The organism is Ewingella sp. C233 (assembly GCF_055407225.1).
Map to the genome: position 1 here is coordinate 176,623 of NZ_JBUZRI010000001.1, position 18,552 is coordinate 195,174.

Here is an 18,552-nt window from a genome sequence, read left to right on the forward strand (position 1 = left end):
CCTGATATAAAAGTCAGGGCAGCGGCGGTGGGATCCACGCCTGACAAAAATCAAACCATCCCCACGCGGTTAGCTGTACGCCATTCACCCGCGGTGGTGCACTAACCTGATACTGGTAGTTAAACAGCGGCGTGATGATCCCGCATTTCATCAGGTGATAGAAGTGATCCCGCAACTCCTCGGCTCGTTTATTGGCGAGCGGAATTTGCTGAACAGACAATAATTGCTCTTGCTGTTTGCGAATGTCGCCATCGCTAAGAATACCCGACCACAGCGGATCCTGTCGTAGCCAGTTTTCCAGCGTGGCTTCAGGCGCTTCGCCGATTAAGCGGTCTCCGAGCAGCAGATCGGCGGTGGCTAGCGATGCTTCGTCGTCCCACAAACGACCGGGGTGGTAGCGGATTTCCAGTTCACAATTCTCAGCAGCCAGGCTGCTTTTCAGCGCATCGGCGACAAATTCAAGTTCCACCGGGGGATGAAAGACTAATATGAGTTTCGCTGGCAGTATGACCTGCGGGACATCGTGTTCGGGGATCGGCCATCCGGGCAGCATCTCTTTGCTGGGTTTCACCAGATCGGGGTCAATGGGCAATCTGTTGAGCAGTCCGGATCGCTGAATGATCATAATGATTTTCTGCGCCTGCTCTGAGGATAAAAGCCCGCGCCGCAAATTGGCCGCAATATAACAAAAGCCCAGACTGGTACTGCGTTTCACCGGCTTCACATCGGCTATTTCATCCTGCTCACCTAACATAATACGTACAGGGTGCTGGCAACTAACGTTGTCTTTCTGCGCGAAAAGCTGCGGTGTGATCCAAAATTCAATCGCGGCCAGAAAAGGATGCTGCAAATGATAGTAGGCGTGCTGTTCGAGGCGGACGAGTTCCGGCGCAAAACTTGCCAGACGAAACGGCCCTGCACCGCACAGTGCGTCATCCGGATGTGCCAGCAAGCAGTTCAGGTCAGCCAGACGGTGAGCCAGCCAGTAATCCGGCGCATGTAAATCGAATTGCAGACAGAGGGCGTGTGGCTGGCTGATCTGGGCAACTGTTGCCAGACTGTGCCTGCTACGCGGTGACTGGAGCAGCGCTTCAAAGCCGCGACATAATTGTCCGGCAGTCACCGGCTCACCGTTGTGCCAGTAGAGTTGGCTGCGCAGGAAAAAGCGCCAGGTCTTCCCGTTGTTGCTGATCTGCCAGTGGTGCGCCAGATCGGGCTGGGGAAGAGGCTCTCCGGTAATAAAATGCGTCAGGCCAGCATGCAGCGTATGCGCCAGATGTTGTTCTGCACGTCCGGTCAGGGTTTGCGGATCCAGCGGCTGCATACTGCGGTAATAGGGGATGCGCAGCGTCGGGGCATCGGATTGCCACTGTCCGCCAAGATGGGGAGCCAGCAATGCATTGAGGTGTTTGGGGTCCATTTCACTGAGCTGCAAAGCTGCTGAGTGATCGCCGTTTTTCAGCAACTGTTGCAAATAGGATTCACGTAAACTTTCCGGCGACGTCAGGCATTGAATCGAGGCGCGCTTCCCGCGACCCGCCTGCGATTGCCAGCTAATCCAGCCAGCATGCTGGAACTGCGTCAGCAGGGTACGTGTATGACGTTCACTGCAACAGAAGATTCCGGCCAGATCGGCCACGGTCAGCGCCGCCGGCTGATTGCCCACTTTTACATACAGCCGCTGATACTGATTAAGACGGTTTTGTAATCGCATAGGAAATCCGGAACATCCATGAAAGTCCACTAGAAGGTGTTCAGCATATCCGAGCCACAGGGCTGCGACATCAACCAGAGCGGCATACTGTGATCTAAATCCGGAACACTATTCATAAAGTGTTCACTATTACTTCCGTAAATCTGGCGGCATACTTACATCGCTAACTTTCTCCAAGACAGCCAGGTAGAAAACTCTTTTCATGCTGTTCTGTCGGGTAATCGCGAGGTTTTATGTTTCGTTTGGCTGCATTTGATATGGACGGCACGCTGTTAATGCCCGATCACCGCTTGGGTGAGAAGACACTGTCGACCCTGAGTCAGCTGGCCGAAAAACCGATGACGCTGACGTTTGCGACCGGCCGCCATTACCTTGAGATGAAAGATATTCTGTCGAATCTGAGTCTGGAGGGATATCTCATTACCGGCAACGGAACCCGCATTCATGATTTGGCCGGCAATCGTCTGCACGGCAGTGACTTACCTTCAGATTGTGCACAAGAGCTGCTAAATACCCACTGGAATACGTCTGCCAGCCTGCATGTTTTTCGTGACGAAGGTTGGTTTACCGATCTCGATGACCCGCAGTTATTAGTCCCGCATGAGTTCAGTGGTTTTCGTTATCAGCTGTGCGAGCTGTCAAAGCTGCCGGTCACTGGCAACAGTAAAGTCTGTTTTACCGCACCGCATGACGTCCTGCTTGAGCTAGTGCCGTCGATAGAAGCCCACTTCGGCTCACGCGTCGACCTCTGTTTCTCCGCTGCGGACTGTCTGGATATCATGCCAGCTGGCAGTAATAAGGGCAGTGCACTGGCCCTATTGACGTCAGGTCTGAATATCGAGATGTCCGAATGCATGGCTTTTGGCGATGCGATGAACGACCGCGAAATGCTGGAAAGCGTCGGCATGGGGCTGGTGATGGGCAACGCGCTGCCGGTGCTCAAACAGCAATCTCCTCATCTGCAAGTTATCGGCCACTGCCAGAATCAGGCGGTGTCCCACTTTTTACAACATTGGCTGAATTCACCACACCTCACCTATTCCCCCGAATATTAAGGTTATTCCAGCCAGCCGGGCTATCTGTCCCGGCTTTTTTCTGCCTGTCTCGTACCGACGTCACAAAATTGTCATAGGGATTTCATATAGTTCCCCGATCTGACCTTGCCTGTCTGTTACTCAACTGCGCTTTTATCTATAGTCCCGACAGGTAGTTCACCCGTTAAGGATAAAATGATGATCGCTACTCATGGGGCAACCCGTATTGCACTTGCTTTAACTTTATTGATTTCAGCCAATGTGTCCGCCAGGGCCATTAATACGCTTCAGCCGCAGGCTGATTACCAACAGTACATTTCCGAGCGCCAGACCGTCGATTTCCTGATCCAGGACGCGCTAACCGCGTTTAAATCTCCGGCCCGTGTTTCTGATGCTGGTTTCACTGGCAAACTGCCCACTAACATGGAGATAGTTGCCGATCGCCTGCAACAGGCGAGTAAACTGGAGCCTTACCGCGCTGACCTGCTGTTCAGCACCGCCAGTGCGTACATCTACAATAAAAATGTCGATAAGGCGCTCATGCTGTACCAGCAGATCCTCGACATCGCGCCGGATGACGTCGATGCCCACAGTTATATCGCCGCGTGGCAGCGTTACAAAGGCAACACGGCCGCCGTTGATTCGCAGATGGCTGAACTGCAACAGCTCAATCCGGGCCGGGCAGATCAACTGAAGAAAGTTTTTGCGGTGATTGATGAAGTCACCTCAATGCCACTGCGCGATACCTTGCCTGCGGACGTTGCTAAATCTTTCACCGGCCCGACCGCCATTGTGACGCTCGGTTATGCGCTCGACCCCGATGGTTCAATGAATAAGGTGCTTATCCAGCGTCTGGCGAAAACGCTGGAACTCGCCAAACAGTTACCGGACGCGCTGATTGTGGTCACCGGTGGCGTACCTCAAAGCCATCAGACGGAAGGTAGGCTGATGTCGCAATGGCTGGTGGAAAAGGGCATCGACAGCAAACGGATTTATCAGGATAACTTTGCCCGTTCTACGGTGGAAAATGCGTTGTTCAGCCGGTATGCGTTGGCAAAACATCGCATCAAAAATGCTGTGATTGTCAGCTCCGGCAGCCATGTACGGCGCGCTCAGGCGCTGTTCACTATTGCCAGCTGGGAAACCGGCCCGCGAGATATCCGTTATGTTTCGGTTGCGGCTATCGATAAGCCTTTAGCCGAACTGCAGACAGTTTCTGACGGTGACAAGCAGGGGATTTACCGCGACGCGCTGAAAACGATGGGTCTGTGGAGTTTCCGTAGCTATCCGCTCGAAGAGCGTTAATGCGAAGTAGCAGGATGGAATGAAATGAAAAGGCGGCTCTGGCCGCCTTTTTTACATCTGATGGTGCAATCAGCGCACGCTGGCCAATTGTTCACTGTAGTGGCTGATATCGCCGATATTCGCTGTGACCCAGTCGTCGTTAAAATAGGTGTTCAGATAGCGTTCACCACTGTCGCACAACAACGTGACAATCGATCCGGTTTCGCCTTTCTGGCGCATCTGCTTCGCTAACTCGAGCGCACCCCAGACATTGGTGCCGGTTGAACCACCGACCTTGCGGCCCAGAATGCCTTCAAGCCAGCGCAGTGTGGCAATGCTGGCGGCATCGGGTACGCGGATCATGCTGTCGATCACACTCGGAATAAATGACGGTTCGGCGCGCGGGCGGCCGATACCCTCTATTTTACTGCTGCACTGAGCGGTCACTGACGGATCACGCTGCTGGAAATAGTCATAAAACACCGAGTTTTCCGGGTCAACCACCACCAGTTCGGTCTGATACCCCTGATAACGGATATAGCGGCCAAGTGTCGCCGATGTACCACCGGTTCCGGCGCTCATGACCAGATAACGCGGTACTGGATTCGGTTCAAGAGACATCTGGCGAAAAATACTGTCGGCAATATTATTGTTGCCGCGCCAGTCGGTTGCGCGCTCTGCGTAGGTGAACTGATCCATGTAGTGGCCGTTCATTTCGCGCGCCAGTTGCTCAGAGGCGGCATAAATCTGGCCTGAATTTTCGACGAAGTGGCAGCGGCCGCCATAAAACTCAATCTGCTGGATCTTGCGCGGTGCAGTGCAAGAGGGCATCACGGCAATAAACGGCAGACCGAGCAGCCGGGCAAAATAGGCTTCGGAAATGGCGGTACTGCCCGATGAGGCTTCAATGATCGGTGTGTTCTCACGGATCCAGCCATTGCACAACCCGTACAAAAACAGCGAACGCGCCAGGCGGTGCTTGAGGCTGCCAGACGGATGGGTGCTTTCATCTTTCAGATAGAGCGCAATGCCGGGGAAATCTGCAAGGCTGAGGCGCATCAGGTGGGTGTCGGCAGAACGCTGGAAATCCGCGTCAATTTCTTTGATGGCATGAGTTACCCAGGCATTGGTCATGTTGCAGTCCGTCAGAAAGGATTTCGATTGTGCGTAGGTTAACGTATTTGGCGGAGAAATAAGTTACTCTTTAGTCCATTAATGGTGATGATAAGAGAAAATTTTTCTCTAAAGAGGCAGAGTGGTAGATAAAATTGACCGAAAGCTGCTGGCGATGTTGCAGGAAGATTGCACTCAGCCAATCACCGTGCTGGCAGAGGCGGTAAATCTGACCACAACGCCTTGCTGGAAACGCCTTAAGCGGCTGGAAGATGAGGGTATTATTCGCGGACGGGTGGCCCTGCTGGATAACGAAAAGCTGGGGCTGAGCCTGACGGCCTTCGTGCTGATAAAAACTCAGCACCACAGCAGCGACTGGTATCAGAATTTCGTCGATCAGGTCGCGGCCTTACCCGAGGTGTTGAGTTTTTACCGCATGGCTGGCGAATACGACTATTTGTTGCAGGTGCAGGTGGCCGACATGAAGAGCTACGACAACTTTTACAAGCGACTGGTCAATGGGGTACCGGGTCTGATTGACGTCACGTCCAGCTTTGCGATGGAGCGGATTAAATCCACTACGGCACTGCCGTTATAAAACGTTTCTTCATTCACATCGGACCGGCATCCTTACCCTGTCGGTGGGGGCTGCGTTGCATGGCATGTTTCAGCAAAAAGTTTCATCAGAATGGCATGTTAACAATGTTATTCTGAGCGCAGTTCGATAATAAAAATCATTCTGGGTTTTCGAAGGCCAATGCGTTGGTCATCAATAAATGGATAAATCTGCGTGAGATTGTTTGCTCAATTAGGCTGGTATTTCCGCCGCGAATGGCGGCGTTACCTCGGTGCTGTCGCGCTGCTGATCGTGATTGCTATTTTGCAGTTACTGCCGCCAAAACTGGTGGGGATCATCATTGACGGCGTGACCTCAAAACAGATGACCTCAAAAGTCTTATTCGCCTGGCTGGGGCTGATGCTCGCCACGGCCATTGTGGTGTATTTACTACGCTACGTTTGGCGCGTCCTGTTGTTCGGTGCCTCATACCAACTGGCCGTAGAGCTGCGTCAAAATTTCTTTAAGCAGCTCAGCCGCCAGCATCCTGCATTTTATCTGCGCCACCGTACCGGTGATCTGATTGCCCGCGCCACCAACGACGTAGACCGCGTGGTTTTTGCCGCGGGGGAAGGTGTGCTGACGCTGGTGGATTCGATGGTGATGGGACTGGCTGTTCTGATCGTCATGGCGACCCAAATCAGCTGGGAGCTGACCCTGCTCTCGCTGGTGCCGATGCCCATCATGGCTATTGTGATTAAACGCTATGGCGACCAACTGCATCAGCGTTTTAAAACCGCGCAGGCGGCGTTCTCCTCGCTCAATGATCAGGCACAGGAAAGCCTGACCAGTATCCGCATGATCAAAGCCTTTGGTCTGGAGAATCATCAGTCCTCACAGTTTGCTGACGTTGCTGCTGATACTGGCGTTAAAAACATGCGCGTCGCGCGCGTGGATGCCCGTTTCGACCCGACGATTTATGTCGCCATTGGTATGGCTAACCTGCTGGCGATCGGCGGTGGTAGCTGGATGGTGGTTAACGGCCACCTAACGCTCGGGCAACTAACCAGTTTTGTTATGTACCTCGGCCTGATGATCTGGCCGATGCTGGCACTGGCATGGATGTTCAATATTGTTGAGCGCGGCAGCGCGGCTTACAGCCGGATCCGCAGTTTATTGCAGGAAGCCCCAAGCGTGGTGGACGGTGACACGCCGCTGCCTGCCGGACGCGCCAATCTGGAAGTACGCATTGATGACTTCCACTATCCGGAAAACAGCCAGCCTGCGTTGCACGCGGTGAACTTCCTGCTGCGCCCCGGCCAGATGCTGGGCCTGTGCGGGCCGACGGGATCCGGCAAGAGTACGCTTCTGGGGCTTATCCAGCGTCAGTTTGACGTCACGCAAGGCGATATCATTTACCACGGCTTGTCCCTGACAGCGATCAAACTCGATGACTGGCGCGGGCGCATGGCCGTTGTCAGCCAGACGCCGTTCCTGTTTTCTGACACCGTAGCGCAAAATATTGCCCTCGGCCGCCCAGAGGCTACTCAACAAGACATCGAGGAAGCCGCCCGTCTTGCCAGTGTTCACGATGATATTCTGCGCCTGCCGCAAGGCTATGAAACGGAAGTCGGTGAACGTGGCGTGATGCTTTCCGGTGGTCAGAAACAACGTATCTCGATTGCCCGCGCACTGTTGCTGCAGGCCGAAATTTTAGTGCTTGATGACGCGTTATCAGCGGTTGATGGCCGCACCGAGCATCAGATCCTGCACAACCTGCGCCAGTGGGGCAGCGATCGCACCGTGATCATCAGCGCGCACCGTTTGTCGGCGCTGACCGAAGCCAGCGAAATTCTGGTGTTCAACAGTGGCACGGTAGCTCAGCGTGGCGATCACAACCAGTTGTCGTCACAACCGGGCTGGTATCGCGATATGTACCGTTATCAGCAGTTGGAAGCCGCCCTGGATGATGTTCCGGCAGATGAGTTGCCACAGGTTTTGGTAGACATTAAACATGATTAAAATTCAGAAAAGTTGGCCGACGCTCAAAAGATTGCTCAGTTATGGCAAGGCCTACCGCAAGCCCTTGTCGATTGCCGTGGTTATGCTCTGGGTGGCGGCGGCCGCCGAAGTGCTGGGGCCAATCCTTATCAGCTTCTTTATCGACCACTACGTGGCGAAAGGGGAGTTGCCGCTCGGCATGGTCAGCCTGCTGGCGATTACTTTTATTTTTCTGCAATTTCTGGCGGCCGGATTGCACTATTTTCAGGCACTGCTGTTTAACCGCGCTGCGGTAGGCGTGGTACAGCGGCTGAGAACCGACGTGATGGATGCAGCACTGCGTCAGCCTCTCAGCGCCTTTGATACCCAACCGGTCGGGCAGTTGATCTCACGCGTCACTAATGACACTGAGGTGATTCGCGATCTTTATGTCACGGTGGTGTCGACGGTGCTGCGCAGTATCGCGCTGATCGGTGCAATGTTGATCGCGATGTACAGCCTCGACTGGCGGCTGGCGTCCATCGCTATCTGCATTTTCCCTGCGGTGTTTATCGTGATGGCAATCTATCAGGTCTACAGCACACCGGTGGTGCGCCGGGTACGCAGCTATCTGGCAGACATCAATGACGGCTTCAATGAAGTGATCAACGGCATGGGCGTGATTCAGCAATTCCGCCAGCAGAAACGCTTTGGTGAACGTCTGGCTAAAGCCAGCCAGTCGCACTATTTTGCCCGTATGCAGACGCTTAAGCTGGAAGGCTTTCTGTTACGCCCGCTGCTGAGTCTGTTCTCGTCGCTTATTTTGTGCGGTCTGTTGCTGCTGTTCGGATTCAGCGCTGAAGGCACGATTGGCGTGGGTGTTCTGTACGCCTTCATCAACTATCTGGGGCGTCTGAATGAGCCGCTGATTGCGCTGACTTCGCAGCAGTCAATTTTCCAACAGGCGATCGTAGCCGGTGAGCGCATCTTTGACCTGATGGACCGTACGCAGCAGCAATATGGCGAAGATGTGAAGCCGCTGACCAGCGGGGCAATTTCTATCCGTGATCTCAGTTTCGCTTACCGTACGGACAAATGGGTACTGGAGAATATCTCCATGGATGTCCCGTCGCGTGGGTTTGCGGCGCTGGTGGGGCACACCGGCAGCGGAAAAAGTACGCTGGCGAATTTGCTGATGGGTTACTACCCGATCACCCAGGGCGAGATCCGGGTCGACGGACGCTTGATCTCTGAGCTTTCGCACACCAACCTGAGAAAGGGCATCGCCATGGTTCAGCAGGATCCGGTGGTGTTGGCCGAGTCGGTGTATGCCAACGTGACCTTGGGGCGTGACATTGACGAAGAGCAGGTCTGGCATGCACTGGAAACCGTCCAGCTTGCGCCGCTGGTTCGTGCGATGCCAGACGGTGTTTATACCCGCCTGGGCGAGCAGGGAAATAATCTGTCGGTGGGGCAGAAGCAATTACTGGCGATGGCACGCGTTCTGGTGCAAGCGCCCGAGATTCTGATCCTTGACGAGGCAACCGCCAATATTGACTCAGGCACTGAGCAGGCGATTCAGCGGGCACTTCGCGCTATTCGCCAGCAAACCACGCTGGTCGTAATAGCACACCGCTTATCGACCATTGTCGATGCTGACAATATTCTGGTTCTGCATCGTGGTCAGGCGGTTGAACAGGGTAGCCATCATCAGCTTCTGGCCGAAAAAGGCCGCTATTATCAAATGTATCAGTTGCAGTTGGTGGGGGAAGAGCTGGCTTGCGGCCAGCATGAATTACCGGTCACTGAGAACAGCTGAAGACACTGCAAAAGCCGCGTTTATCGCGGCTTCTTTTTTCAGCTTCTCCGTATTTCTTCCCCTGTTTCGCCATCTGCGCACCATCATCTGGCACTCCTTTTCTGCCCGCTTCTTCGTTGCACTGAAAAATAGCGTGCCGCACTTTTATGGTGCGGACTCTGCGGGGCAATATGTCTGCGACAACTGTGTCCCACGTCACGAATATTGCAAAAGTGGCGTTACCCTGCGGTAAACGAACTAATCCCATCCCGAATACAACTCTGGCACAGCCTTTGCTTTAATCCTTGCGTATCGGGCGCGAATTCCCTCGCGACAAGCTCTTAATTCGAGGAGTGGCAAAATGAAGCTGGTTACTGTGGTGATCAAACCTTTCAAGCTGGAAGACGTGCGCGAAGCGCTGTCTGCTGTAGGAATTCAAGGGCTGACCGTGACCGAAGTTAAAGGTTTCGGTCGTCAGAAGGGACACGCTGAGTTGTATCGTGGCGCAGAGTACAGCGTTAATTTCCTGCCAAAAGTCAAAATCGATATTGCGATTGCCGACGATCAGCTTGATGAAGTGATCGACGTGATCAGCAAAGCGGCCTACACCGGCAAGATCGGTGATGGCAAAATTTTTGTTGCTGAATTGCAACGCGTTATTCGCATCCGTACCGGCGAAACCGACGAAGCAGCACTGTAATTTCCGGCTCATGGCGTTAGAACATAATTTTAGAACAACAGCTTAGAGAAACAGGGGTGGGTTAATAATGAAAAAACTTCTTTCGATGATGGGGCTCGGTGCGGTAGCCATGCTGCCATCACTCGCCATGGCCGCTGCGCCTGCGGTAGCTAACGGTGCTGATAACGCCTTTATGATGATTTGTACCGCATTGGTGCTGTTTATGACCGTTCCTGGCGTGGCCCTGTTCTACGGCGGCCTGCTGCGTTCTAAAAACGTATTGTCGATGCTGACTCAGGTCATCGTCACCTTTGCTCTGGTCTGCGTTCTGTGGATGCTCTATGGCTACAGCCTGGCTTTCAGCGAAGGTAATGCTTTCTTCGGTGGTTTCGGTAATGCGATGCTTAAAGGCATTGGCCTGGATTCCGTCACCGGGACCTTCTCGCAGATGATCCACGTGGCCTTCCAGTGTTCATTCGCTTGTATTACCGTGGCTCTGGTGGTCGGTGGTCTGGCAGAACGTGTGCGTTTCGCGGCGGTACTGATTTTCACTGTGATTTGGCTGACGTTCTCTTATCTGCCCATCGCACACATGGTTTGGGCGGGTGGTTTCCTGGCCGCTGACGGCGCGCTGGACTTTGCCGGCGGTACAGTGGTTCACATCAACGCCGCTATCGCGGGTCTGGTGGGGGCTTATCTGGTGGGTAAACGTGCTGGTTTCGGTAAAGAAGCGTTCAAACCACACAACCTGCCAATGGTCTTTACGGGGGCGTCGATTCTGTATGTGGGCTGGTTTGGTTTCAACGCCGGTTCAGCGAGTGCAGCAAGTTCCATCGCGGCGCTGGCCTTCCTGAATACCGTCATGGCAACAGCGGGCGCTATCCTCTCCTGGACCTTCGTTGAGTGGATGGTACGCGGTAAACCTTCATTGCTGGGTGCAAGCTCAGGGGCTATCGCCGGTCTGGTTGCTATTACTCCGGCATGCGGTACGGTCGGCGTGGGTGGTGCGTTAGTTATCGGTTTGGTCGGCGGCGTAGCGGGTCTGTGGGGTGTCGTTACCCTGAAGAAATGGCTTAAAGTCGATGACACCTGTGACGTCTTCGGTGTGCACGGCGTGTGCGGCATTGTGGGTTGTATTTTGACCGGCGTGTTCACTTCGAGCTCTCTGGGCGGCGTAGGCTACGCAGAAGGCGTGACCATGGGCCATCAGGTTTGGATTCAACTGTTGAGCGTGGGTGTTACGTTGGTATGGTCTGGCGTTGTGGCCTTCATCGCTTACAAAGTGGCGGATATGCTGGTCGGTCTGCGTGTTCCGGAAGAACAGGAACGCGAAGGTCTGGACGTCAACAGCCACGGCGAGAACGCTTACAACCAGTAATAGAACAGAAGTAAGATTCAGAGAAAGTAGTGCGCTAACTGTTTGATGAGTAAAATATAACAATAATGATGAATGCAAAAGGGGCGATACCATCAGGTAGCGCCCCTTTTCTTTTACTTAGCCCTTTCAGTTATTCCGGCGTTCTCTTGCGGATAACTCCTTCCTGCACCGTGGAGGCAACCAGCACGCCATCGCGGGTATAGAACTGACCGCGTACAAAACCGCGAGCGCCGGACGCTGAGGTACTTTCCACGGCATACAGCAGCCAGTCATCCAGCCGGAAAGGGCGGTGGAACCACATCGAGTGATCGATAGTGGCGACCTGCATACCCGGCTCAAGGAAGCCAATCCCATGGGGTTGCAGCGCGGTTGGCAGAAAGTTGAAGTCAGAGGCGTAACCCAGCAGGTATTGGTGAATGCGCAGGTCATCCGGCATGGTGCCATTCGCACGGAACCAGACGGCGCGGGTTGGTTCTTCGACACTGCCTTTAAGCGGATTATGGAATTTCACCGGACGCATTTCGATGGGCTTCTGGCCGATGAATTTCTCACGCACTTTCTCCGGTATCAGATGCGCCAGACTTTTGGCGATATCCGATTCAGACACCAGCGACTCCGGCGGTGGCACATCTGGCATGGTGTTCTGATGCTCAAAGCCCTCTTCCTGGCTTTGGAACGAGGCGGTCATATAGAAAATCGGTTTGCCATTTTGTACCGCTTTGACACGGCGAGCGCTGAAACTGTTGCCGTCGCGCAGGATCTCCACGTCATAAATTATCGGTTTGCTGCTGTCGCCGGGACGTAAAAAATAGCTGTGGAAGGAGTGGATCCCACGGTCGCTCGGCACGGTTTGTTTCGCAGCATACAGCGCCTGCCCGACAACCTGACCACCAAAAACCTGGCGCAGGCCCAGATCTTCACTCTGACCACGAAACAACCCTTCTTCGATTTTTTCCAGATCCAGCAGATCCAGTAAGTTTTGCAGTGCCTGACTCATAGGTGGCCTCATGAAAGTTGGTCTCCTGGCTGATCGGAAAACTCCGATAAAAGCATCAGCAGCAAGAGGAGCGGTGAGTTATCTCATTCATAATAGTAGAAAAAAACCAAGTCCAGAAGCTGAATTTGGCGGTCGGGAGGCAGGAACCAGATTTTTGTGCCATGATTAATGCGTAAGGTGGTTAAAGCCACTGCTCATAGTCGGCGTTTATTAGAGCTTGTCGACAAGCGAAAATAAAAAGGAGAACGATCAATGAAACTTTGGCAGATTGTAGGTGGAACCGCGCTGTCTCTCACACTGGCCGGTTGCGCATCGCAGCACACTACACCCGCGCAGGAAGCACCTGCCAATACCTCGGCCAGCCCGTCAGGCCCGGCCATCACTGGTCCGAATGTGTCTGGTACCGTGAATATCTCTCAGCGAATTGCATTGCCGCCTGATGCGGTGCTGACTGTCACGATGTCGGATGCCTCGCTGGCGGATGCGCCATCCCGCGTGATTGCGCAGAAAGTCGCGCGTACCGGCGGCAAACAAGCGCCATTTACCTTTATTCTGCCATACAATCCTCAGGATATTTCGCCCAATGCCCGCGTGATCCTGAGTGCGGCGGTGACGGTGAATGGTCAGATGACCTTTATCACCGATTCTGTGAAAGAAGTCGTCAACCGCGGCCAAGGTACACGAGCTGATCTGCAGTTAGTGCCTGTCGCTTCGGTGCCGGTGACAACGAAACCGGCTGCGTTAGGGCCGATGAGCAACCCGAACAACCCGGGCCTTGAAGCTTCACCCAACGCGCCCGCTCCGGCTCCGGTAAACCCGGCGCCCACTCAGCCAATGTATTAATCAGGATTGAGGCAGCGCTAAAAAACACCGCTACGGCGGTGTTTTTTTATGGGCGCTGTCACCATTTCCAGCCATATTTTTCCAGATCAATACGTCCGTTCTCAAACATGATCCCTTCCGAGAGCAGCACCTGACGCTGACGTTTAAAATCTTCACCTTGCTGGGAGATCTCACCGTGGCGATTAATTACCCGATGCCAGGGCAGTGAGCTGCCCTCAGGGAGTTTTCGCAGTACGCCACCCACCTGACGCGCGGCACGCGGGGAACCGGCCAGTTGTGCCACGTTGCCGTATGTGGTGACCTGTCCGGGCGGAATGGCCGCGATAATCTGATAGACGCGTTGGCGAAAAGTATCTGTTTGCGTTTCCGACATGATTGGCTCCTGCGTATAGATAGGCCCATTATGCCGTAAACCCTGATTTCATAAAGTTTCTTAGCCGCCTGCAGGCTGCGGGGGATTGTATAAGAAAGCAACGGTCGTCGGCGGTTACCTTGCTTTTGGGACGCCCATCCCTGATAATGCAGTCCGCTTCACTTCCCGCATGTGTAGATGTGGAGCCAGTAATGACAATGGGGGCCCTGTTGGTTCTCCCGCAACACTAACTTGTTAACTCGGTCAGGTCCGGAAGGAAGCAGCCGCAGCAGGCGTCGTGTGTGCCGGGATGTAGCTGGCAGGGCCTCCACCATTTCCGCTCTACCTCTTTTCTTTACCTCCTCTGTCATTTTTTCTGCGCCCATAAAAAAGGGCACGATCATCGCACCCTATTTTCGTTGCCGTTCAGACTTTTAGTGATGCACCAGCGTTGTAAAATAGTACGCCAGCGGAATAGCCAAAATATACAGCCCCAGCGGCACCTCACGTGCTTTGCCCGCCACCACTTTAATGATGATGTAAAACAGCAGGCCACCGGCAATACCGGTACCGAAACTGTTGGCGATCAGCGTGATCATCACCATCATCAATACGGGTAAACCCTCGGTGAAGTTCGCTAAATCGACCTTGCGCAGACCGCTGAACATATTCAGGCCGATAAGGATTAACGCAGGAGCGGTCGCCTCTTTCGGGATCATCAGCGCAATGGGGGTAAGCAGCAGCATCAGCAGGAACATCACCGCCGCTGACAGCGCGGTAAGCCCGGTTTTCCCTCCCGCTTCAGCCGCCGCTGCTGACTCAATCAACGCGGTGGCGGCAGGAATACCCACAATCGGCCCGAGTGCGGCGGCGATAGAATCCACCATAAACGGGCGGTTGATATGTTGCATATTGCCTTGCTCATCGAGCAGACCGGCTTCACCGCCGACCGCCAGCGTCGTGCCCATGGTGGAGAAAAATTCCGAAGCAAAGAAAATGAACAGGAACGGCAGGAAGGCAATGTTGATGGCGCCAATCAGGTCAACTTTTCCAAACAGAGGGGCAAGTGAATAGGGCAGAGAAAACCACTGTGGCGGCAGGTGGGTAACGCCAAACGGAATACCGACCAGCGTAGATAAGAGTATGGCCCACAGGATAGCCCCCGGAATTTTCCGCGCCTGCAAACCGACCGCAATGAGTAAGCCCAACAGGGCAATCAGTGCACCCGGTGCGGTGAAATCACCTAACGCCAGCGCATGGGTTTTGGCATTCGCCAGCACCAGACCGGCATTGCGAAAACCCAGCAGCGCCACGAAAATGCCAATAGAAGCTGTTAGCCCCAACTTAATCGACTGAGGGACTGAGCGCGTTACCACTTCGCGCAGACCAAAGACGGTCATCACGAAAAACAAAATACCCGACCAGCAGGCGATACCCAGCGCGACGGGCCAGCTGATGCCATCGCCCGCGAGAGTGATCCCCACCAGAACGGAACCGCCAATACCGGGACCCACCATAAACGGTAAGTTGGCATAGAACGCCATCAGTAAGGTGCCAAGTACAAAGACCACAATGACGCCGGTAGTCGCTGCCCCTTTATCGATACCACCAACAGCCAGCAGGCCGGGGATCACCACTAATAAATAGGCTGCCGCCAGAAATCCGGTGATACCGGCCAGACACTCAGTTTTAACCCGCGTTCCGCGCTCACGCAGTTTAAAGCGTCGCTCAAGCCAGCTTTTGTCACTGGTCGTGGCAATGTTTTTAATGGAACTGTCAGTCATGATAAAAAACTCCCCGGAACATTCTGTTTATTATGATGTTGTATTGGCTATCACTTTGGTAAGGCGTGGTTTGCCTGAGCGTTATGCGTGGTCTTCCCAAATTTCGAGGACAGGGTCGACAATTTCTCGCCGTTCACCATCGGTCAGGCCTAAGTCGGTTAGGTGCGGACCGACATTACAGGCGAGACAGGTGCCTTCGATGGCTTTAAATACCCGATAAGGCGGCTCCCAATCGGCTATTTTGGCGCTCAATTCACGCAGGTTTTTGAACTGCTCTGCCAACTGTTCGGCGGGCAAATCGGACAACATACCGGCAATCGGCATCGCCACATGGGCCAGTAATGCCCCATTTTGGCTGAGTGCCATGCCGCCTCCGCTGGCAATAAGCTGATTTGCCGCCAGTACCATGTCAGCCGGGTTACGTCCCAGCACCACCAGGTTGTGGGAGTCATGGGAATAGGAGGTGGCAATTGCACCGCGTAGCTCGCCCCAGCCTTCCAGCAGCGCCATACGTGGCGTGGCGTCGTGGCGGCCATGCCGGTGCTTGACCCAAATGAGGCTGAAACCTGCGGGGATCTGCGCAATGCCGTCACGAACGTCTACAGTGACTTCACTCCATTGGGTAAAGCGCGCGCCTTTAATGTTATGCAGGCGCGCTTTGCCGTTGTTCAGGCCCGGAATTCGTAGCTGAAAATCACCAGCAACCAGCGGTGAGATCCGCATGGTGTTGCGCGGGGGAACTACGCCGCTGGCCGCTTTCGGGCTAAAGAGCATCTTGCCGTTATGCGAAACGCACTCCCCCGACACATAAACCCGCAGCGGATTAAGTGTGTCCAGAGAGTCAAAGACAATGAGATCAGCCGTTCGTCCGGCGGCAATCAGCCCTAAATCTGCACGCTGCATACGCAATGCGGCATTAAACGTGGCCATGCGCAGGGCGTCCTCTGCCTTCAGACCGTGGGAAATCAGCAGCTTAATCAGCGCGATTAAACCGCCTTTTTCGAGTAAATGGTCGGGCGGGACATCATCGGTGCAGAGCGTGATTTGCGAGGAAAGATGCGGAAGCGAATTCAGGGCCGCCACAATGTCCGCCAATAAATAAGGGTGGGAGCCGCGAATTTGCAAGGTCAGCCCGGCGCGCAGTTTCTCCAGCGCATCCTCTGCCGAAGTGAGTTCGTGATCGGACGTGACGCCGGCGGCGAGATAAGCCTGTAACCCCGCGCCTTTCAGGCCACGGGCATGGCCCTCAATTAATTTGCCACTGCGTAAACCCGCCTCGAGGATCTCCAGCATACGTTCGCTGCCGTTGAGTACGCCATGCATGTCCATCACTTCAGCCACACCCGCGACTTCCGGCCAACTGAGCATGGTTTCCATCTCCTGACCTGTAAAGTCAGCGCCGGACATCTCCAGTCCGGGCGTGGAGGGCACGCTGGACGGTGCCGCGCAAATGACTCTCAGAGGCAGGTTACGGCTGGACTCAACCGCATAGCGCACGCCGTCCACGCCCAGCACATTAGCCAGTTCGTGAGGATCCCAGAAGACAGTCGTCGTGCCCTGGGCGACGACGATTTCTGCATAGCGCTCTGGCGGCAGATGCGAACTTTCGATATGGACGTGGGTATCGATAAGCCCTGGTGAAAGCAAAGCGCCGGCGAGATCATCAACATTTTCGGTTTGAGTAAATTCGCCGCACGGATGCACACTGGCAATCATGCTGCCCATCAGGCCGACATCTGCGTCACGAATCTCACCGGTCACCATGTCGATAACGCGGGCGTTGCGCAGCAGGCGGTCAAAAGGAATTTTGCCTGACGCTGCTTTTATGGCGCGCTGACGCAGGGAAGAGGCTGGAGCAGAGTGATTCATTAAAAGGTCCATAGCGGGAAATCATCAGGCTAATGTAGGCAGGGGAAGGGGCTTTGCACAGATGATTTATTTTATCGCTCTATAAGAAGGGGTTATGCTAAGCAAACGTTTACTTATTTACGAATGGATACCCGGAAGCTATGTCTGACCCCTGGCGCCGACTGCCTGCGTTATCCCTCAAACAAATACAGTATTTTGTCACGCTGTCGCAGCTGCGCAGTTTCACAGAAACCGCCAATAAACTCGCAATCAGCCAGCCTGCGCTGAGCAGCGCCTTGCGGCAAATTGAGTCCGTATTGGGCGGGAAGTTGGTCAACCGCACCGCGCAAGCCGTGACATTAACCGAACTGGGAACCGCGATATTGCCGTATGCCGAGCGGTTGCTGAACGTTGCCCACAGCGCGTTCGAGGACATGCAGCAAATCGTGCAACAGGGCGGCGACGGGACGCTGCGTATCGGTTTAGTGCCTTCGGTTAGTGCACTACTGTTTCCTGCAGTACCGAAGTTACTTTCAGAACACTTTCCTGCTTTGCGTCTTGAGTTTCATGACCTGACCAATGATGCCCTGCTCATTGCGCTGGATAATGGTTCGCTGGACTTTGGCATTGGTGCCACCGACAGCACTTTTCCGGACAGCCTGACAGCTTATCCGCTGCTCGAAGATCCCTTTGTTGTGGTGATGCGTAAAGATGACGTATTAGCAGAAACGCATAATTTACCCTGGAGACAGTTGGCGCAAAGACCCATTGCGCTATTCCTGAAGGGAAATGTCAGCCGGTTGGTGGCTTCATTGATGGAGAGCCACAAACTTAACCTGAATATCAGCTATCGCGTCGATTTTCAGGAAACGCTTTATGGGTTAGTGCGTTCACGACTGGCTTTGGCTATTTTGCCGCAATTATATACAGCAACGCTAAATGATGACGAATTAATGGTTGTTCATTTACAACAACCTACGCTCAGCCGTACGGTTGCGATGATGCGCAAGCCCGCCCCTCTACGATCGCCGCAAACGGAACAGTGCTTTCAATTTTTATTGCAGACTTTTCAGGACAAAATTAAGAAAGGCGGAATGGAGTTTCAATAAAAGGGACAGTTAAGGATCGGGAATGTTTTGGTCGTATAATAACCATTGGGCCGATAATATTAGCGGCCCAATGAAGACATTTA

The 18,552-nt window shown here is 54.0% G+C and carries 16 protein-coding genes and 1 other RNA gene; 11 read left to right on the forward strand and 6 right to left on the reverse strand.

Features of this window, described 5'->3' with window-relative positions; genetic code table 11:
• Positions 1 to 13: 13 nt before the first annotated feature.
• Positions 14 to 1,714 carry an SgrR family transcriptional regulator gene (locus ACZRKO_RS00865; RefSeq protein ID WP_463735397.1) on the reverse strand — a complete coding sequence of 567 codons (1,701 nt, stop codon included), beginning with the start codon at positions 1,712 to 1,714 and terminating at the stop codon, positions 14 to 16.
• 233 nt (positions 1,715 to 1,947) lie between these two features.
• Here ACZRKO_RS00865 and cof point away from each other — a divergent pair, with 233 nt between their 5' ends.
• Complete coding sequence (cof, locus tag ACZRKO_RS00870; RefSeq protein ID WP_463735398.1) at positions 1,948 to 2,769, forward strand: HMP-PP phosphatase; 822 nt, start codon at positions 1,948 to 1,950, stop codon at positions 2,767 to 2,769.
• A 174-nt stretch (positions 2,770 to 2,943) separates the two neighbouring features.
• On the forward strand, positions 2,944 to 4,053 hold the full coding sequence (locus ACZRKO_RS00875; protein WP_463735399.1) for an ElyC/SanA/YdcF family protein: 1,110 nt from the start codon (positions 2,944 to 2,946) through the stop codon (positions 4,051 to 4,053).
• Positions 4,054 to 4,122: 69 nt separating this feature from the next.
• On the opposite strand, the gene ACZRKO_RS00880 is transcribed toward ACZRKO_RS00875, so the two are convergent.
• Positions 4,123 to 5,166, reverse strand: coding sequence for a PLP-dependent cysteine synthase family protein (locus ACZRKO_RS00880; RefSeq protein ID WP_463735400.1), 1,044 nt, complete (start codon positions 5,164 to 5,166; stop codon positions 4,123 to 4,125).
• Between the two features lie 121 nt (positions 5,167 to 5,287).
• Here ACZRKO_RS00880 and ACZRKO_RS00885 point away from each other — a divergent pair, with 121 nt between their 5' ends.
• From ACZRKO_RS00885 to amtB, 6 genes are all read left to right on the forward strand, one after another.
• Entirely contained in the window at positions 5,288 to 5,743 is a 456-nt protein-coding gene (locus ACZRKO_RS00885; RefSeq protein WP_463735401.1) for an Lrp/AsnC family transcriptional regulator, read from the forward strand.
• A gap of 192 nt (positions 5,744 to 5,935) precedes the next feature.
• The gene (locus ACZRKO_RS00890; RefSeq protein ID WP_463735402.1) at positions 5,936 to 7,723 is read left to right on the forward strand and encodes a SmdA family multidrug ABC transporter permease/ATP-binding protein; all 1,788 of its coding nucleotides are present in this window, start codon (positions 5,936 to 5,938) and stop codon (positions 7,721 to 7,723) included.
• Positions 7,716 to 9,500, forward strand: a complete 1,785-nt coding sequence (locus tag ACZRKO_RS00895; RefSeq protein WP_463735403.1) for a SmdB family multidrug efflux ABC transporter permease/ATP-binding protein — start codon at positions 7,716 to 7,718, stop codon at positions 9,498 to 9,500. Before ACZRKO_RS00890 ends, ACZRKO_RS00895 begins: the two co-directional genes overlap by 8 nt.
• A complete protein-coding gene (locus tag ACZRKO_RS00900) occupies positions 9,472 to 9,732 on the forward strand; it encodes a hypothetical protein (protein WP_463735404.1) in 261 nt (86 codons plus the stop codon). The genes ACZRKO_RS00895 and ACZRKO_RS00900 overlap by 29 nt, the downstream gene beginning before the upstream one ends.
• Before the next feature lie 108 nt (positions 9,733 to 9,840).
• A complete protein-coding gene (glnK, locus tag ACZRKO_RS00905) occupies positions 9,841 to 10,179 on the forward strand; it encodes a P-II family nitrogen regulator (protein WP_009639071.1) in 339 nt (112 codons plus the stop codon).
• A 67-nt stretch (positions 10,180 to 10,246) separates the two neighbouring features.
• On the forward strand, positions 10,247 to 11,536 hold the full coding sequence (amtB, locus tag ACZRKO_RS00910; RefSeq protein ID WP_463735405.1) for an ammonium transporter AmtB: 1,290 nt from the start codon (positions 10,247 to 10,249) through the stop codon (positions 11,534 to 11,536).
• A gap of 130 nt (positions 11,537 to 11,666) precedes the next feature.
• Here the strand turns inward: amtB and tesB are convergent, their stop codons facing one another.
• Positions 11,667 to 12,533, reverse strand: a complete 867-nt coding sequence (gene tesB, locus ACZRKO_RS00915) for an acyl-CoA thioesterase II (protein WP_463735406.1) — start codon at positions 12,531 to 12,533, stop codon at positions 11,667 to 11,669.
• 252 nt (positions 12,534 to 12,785) lie between these two features.
• On the opposite strand from tesB, the gene ACZRKO_RS00920 reads away from it, so the two are divergent.
• Positions 12,786 to 13,376: a YbaY family lipoprotein gene (locus ACZRKO_RS00920; RefSeq protein ID WP_463735407.1), complete on the forward strand. Its 591-nt coding sequence runs from the start codon at positions 12,786 to 12,788 to the stop codon at positions 13,374 to 13,376.
• A gap of 58 nt (positions 13,377 to 13,434) precedes the next feature.
• Here ACZRKO_RS00920 and ACZRKO_RS00925 read toward each other — a convergent pair whose 3' ends face one another.
• On the reverse strand, positions 13,435 to 13,749 hold the full coding sequence (locus tag ACZRKO_RS00925) for an MGMT family protein (protein WP_463735408.1): 315 nt from the start codon (positions 13,747 to 13,749) through the stop codon (positions 13,435 to 13,437).
• Between the two features lie 207 nt (positions 13,750 to 13,956).
• Here ACZRKO_RS00925 and ffs point away from each other — a divergent pair.
• Positions 13,957 to 14,053, forward strand: an RNA gene (gene ffs / locus ACZRKO_RS00930) — signal recognition particle sRNA small type.
• A 109-nt stretch (positions 14,054 to 14,162) separates the two neighbouring features.
• Here the strand turns inward: ffs and ACZRKO_RS00935 are convergent.
• The gene (locus ACZRKO_RS00935) at positions 14,163 to 15,512 is read right to left on the reverse strand and encodes an NCS2 family permease (RefSeq protein ID WP_463735409.1); all 1,350 of its coding nucleotides are present in this window, start codon (positions 15,510 to 15,512) and stop codon (positions 14,163 to 14,165) included.
• 81 nt (positions 15,513 to 15,593) lie between these two features.
• Positions 15,594 to 17,381 (reverse strand): adenine deaminase, encoded by a 1,788-nt coding sequence (locus ACZRKO_RS00940; RefSeq protein WP_463735410.1) that lies wholly within the window; start codon positions 17,379 to 17,381, stop codon positions 15,594 to 15,596.
• Positions 17,382 to 17,521: 140 nt separating this feature from the next.
• On the opposite strand from ACZRKO_RS00940, the gene ACZRKO_RS00945 reads away from it, so the two are divergent.
• Positions 17,522 to 18,469, forward strand: a complete 948-nt coding sequence (locus ACZRKO_RS00945; RefSeq protein ID WP_463735411.1) for a LysR family transcriptional regulator — start codon at positions 17,522 to 17,524, stop codon at positions 18,467 to 18,469.
• Positions 18,470 to 18,552 lie beyond the last annotated feature (83 nt).

Excerpts from the sequence above, each read along its gene's own strand:
- ACZRKO_RS00920 (WP_463735407.1), top strand. The coding sequence starts at position 12,786 with ATGAAACTTTGGCAGATTGTAGGTGGAACCGCGCTGTCTCTCACACTG.
- ACZRKO_RS00945 (WP_463735411.1), top strand. The coding sequence starts at position 17,522 with ATGTCTGACCCCTGGCGCCGACTGCCTGCGTTATCCCTCAAACAAATA.
- glnK (WP_009639071.1), top strand. The coding sequence starts at position 9,841 with ATGAAGCTGGTTACTGTGGTGATCAAACCTTTCAAGCTGGAAGACGTG.
- amtB (WP_463735405.1), top strand. The coding sequence starts at position 10,247 with ATGAAAAAACTTCTTTCGATGATGGGGCTCGGTGCGGTAGCCATGCTG.
- ACZRKO_RS00935 (WP_463735409.1), bottom strand. The coding sequence starts at position 15,512 with ATGACTGACAGTTCCATTAAAAACATTGCCACGACCAGTGACAAAAGC.
- ACZRKO_RS00865 (WP_463735397.1), bottom strand. The coding sequence starts at position 1,714 with ATGCGATTACAAAACCGTCTTAATCAGTATCAGCGGCTGTATGTAAAA.
- ACZRKO_RS00900 (WP_463735404.1), top strand. The coding sequence starts at position 9,472 with ATGAATTACCGGTCACTGAGAACAGCTGAAGACACTGCAAAAGCCGCG.
- ACZRKO_RS00895 (WP_463735403.1), top strand. The coding sequence starts at position 7,716 with ATGATTAAAATTCAGAAAAGTTGGCCGACGCTCAAAAGATTGCTCAGT.
- ACZRKO_RS00925 (WP_463735408.1), bottom strand. The coding sequence starts at position 13,749 with ATGTCGGAAACGCAAACAGATACTTTTCGCCAACGCGTCTATCAGATT.
- ACZRKO_RS00940 (WP_463735410.1), bottom strand. The coding sequence starts at position 17,381 with ATGAATCACTCTGCTCCAGCCTCTTCCCTGCGTCAGCGCGCCATAAAA.
- cof (WP_463735398.1), top strand. The coding sequence starts at position 1,948 with ATGTTTCGTTTGGCTGCATTTGATATGGACGGCACGCTGTTAATGCCC.
- ACZRKO_RS00875 (WP_463735399.1), top strand. The coding sequence starts at position 2,944 with ATGATGATCGCTACTCATGGGGCAACCCGTATTGCACTTGCTTTAACT.
- tesB (WP_463735406.1), bottom strand. The coding sequence starts at position 12,533 with ATGAGTCAGGCACTGCAAAACTTACTGGATCTGCTGGATCTGGAAAAA.
- ACZRKO_RS00880 (WP_463735400.1), bottom strand. The coding sequence starts at position 5,166 with ATGACCAATGCCTGGGTAACTCATGCCATCAAAGAAATTGACGCGGAT.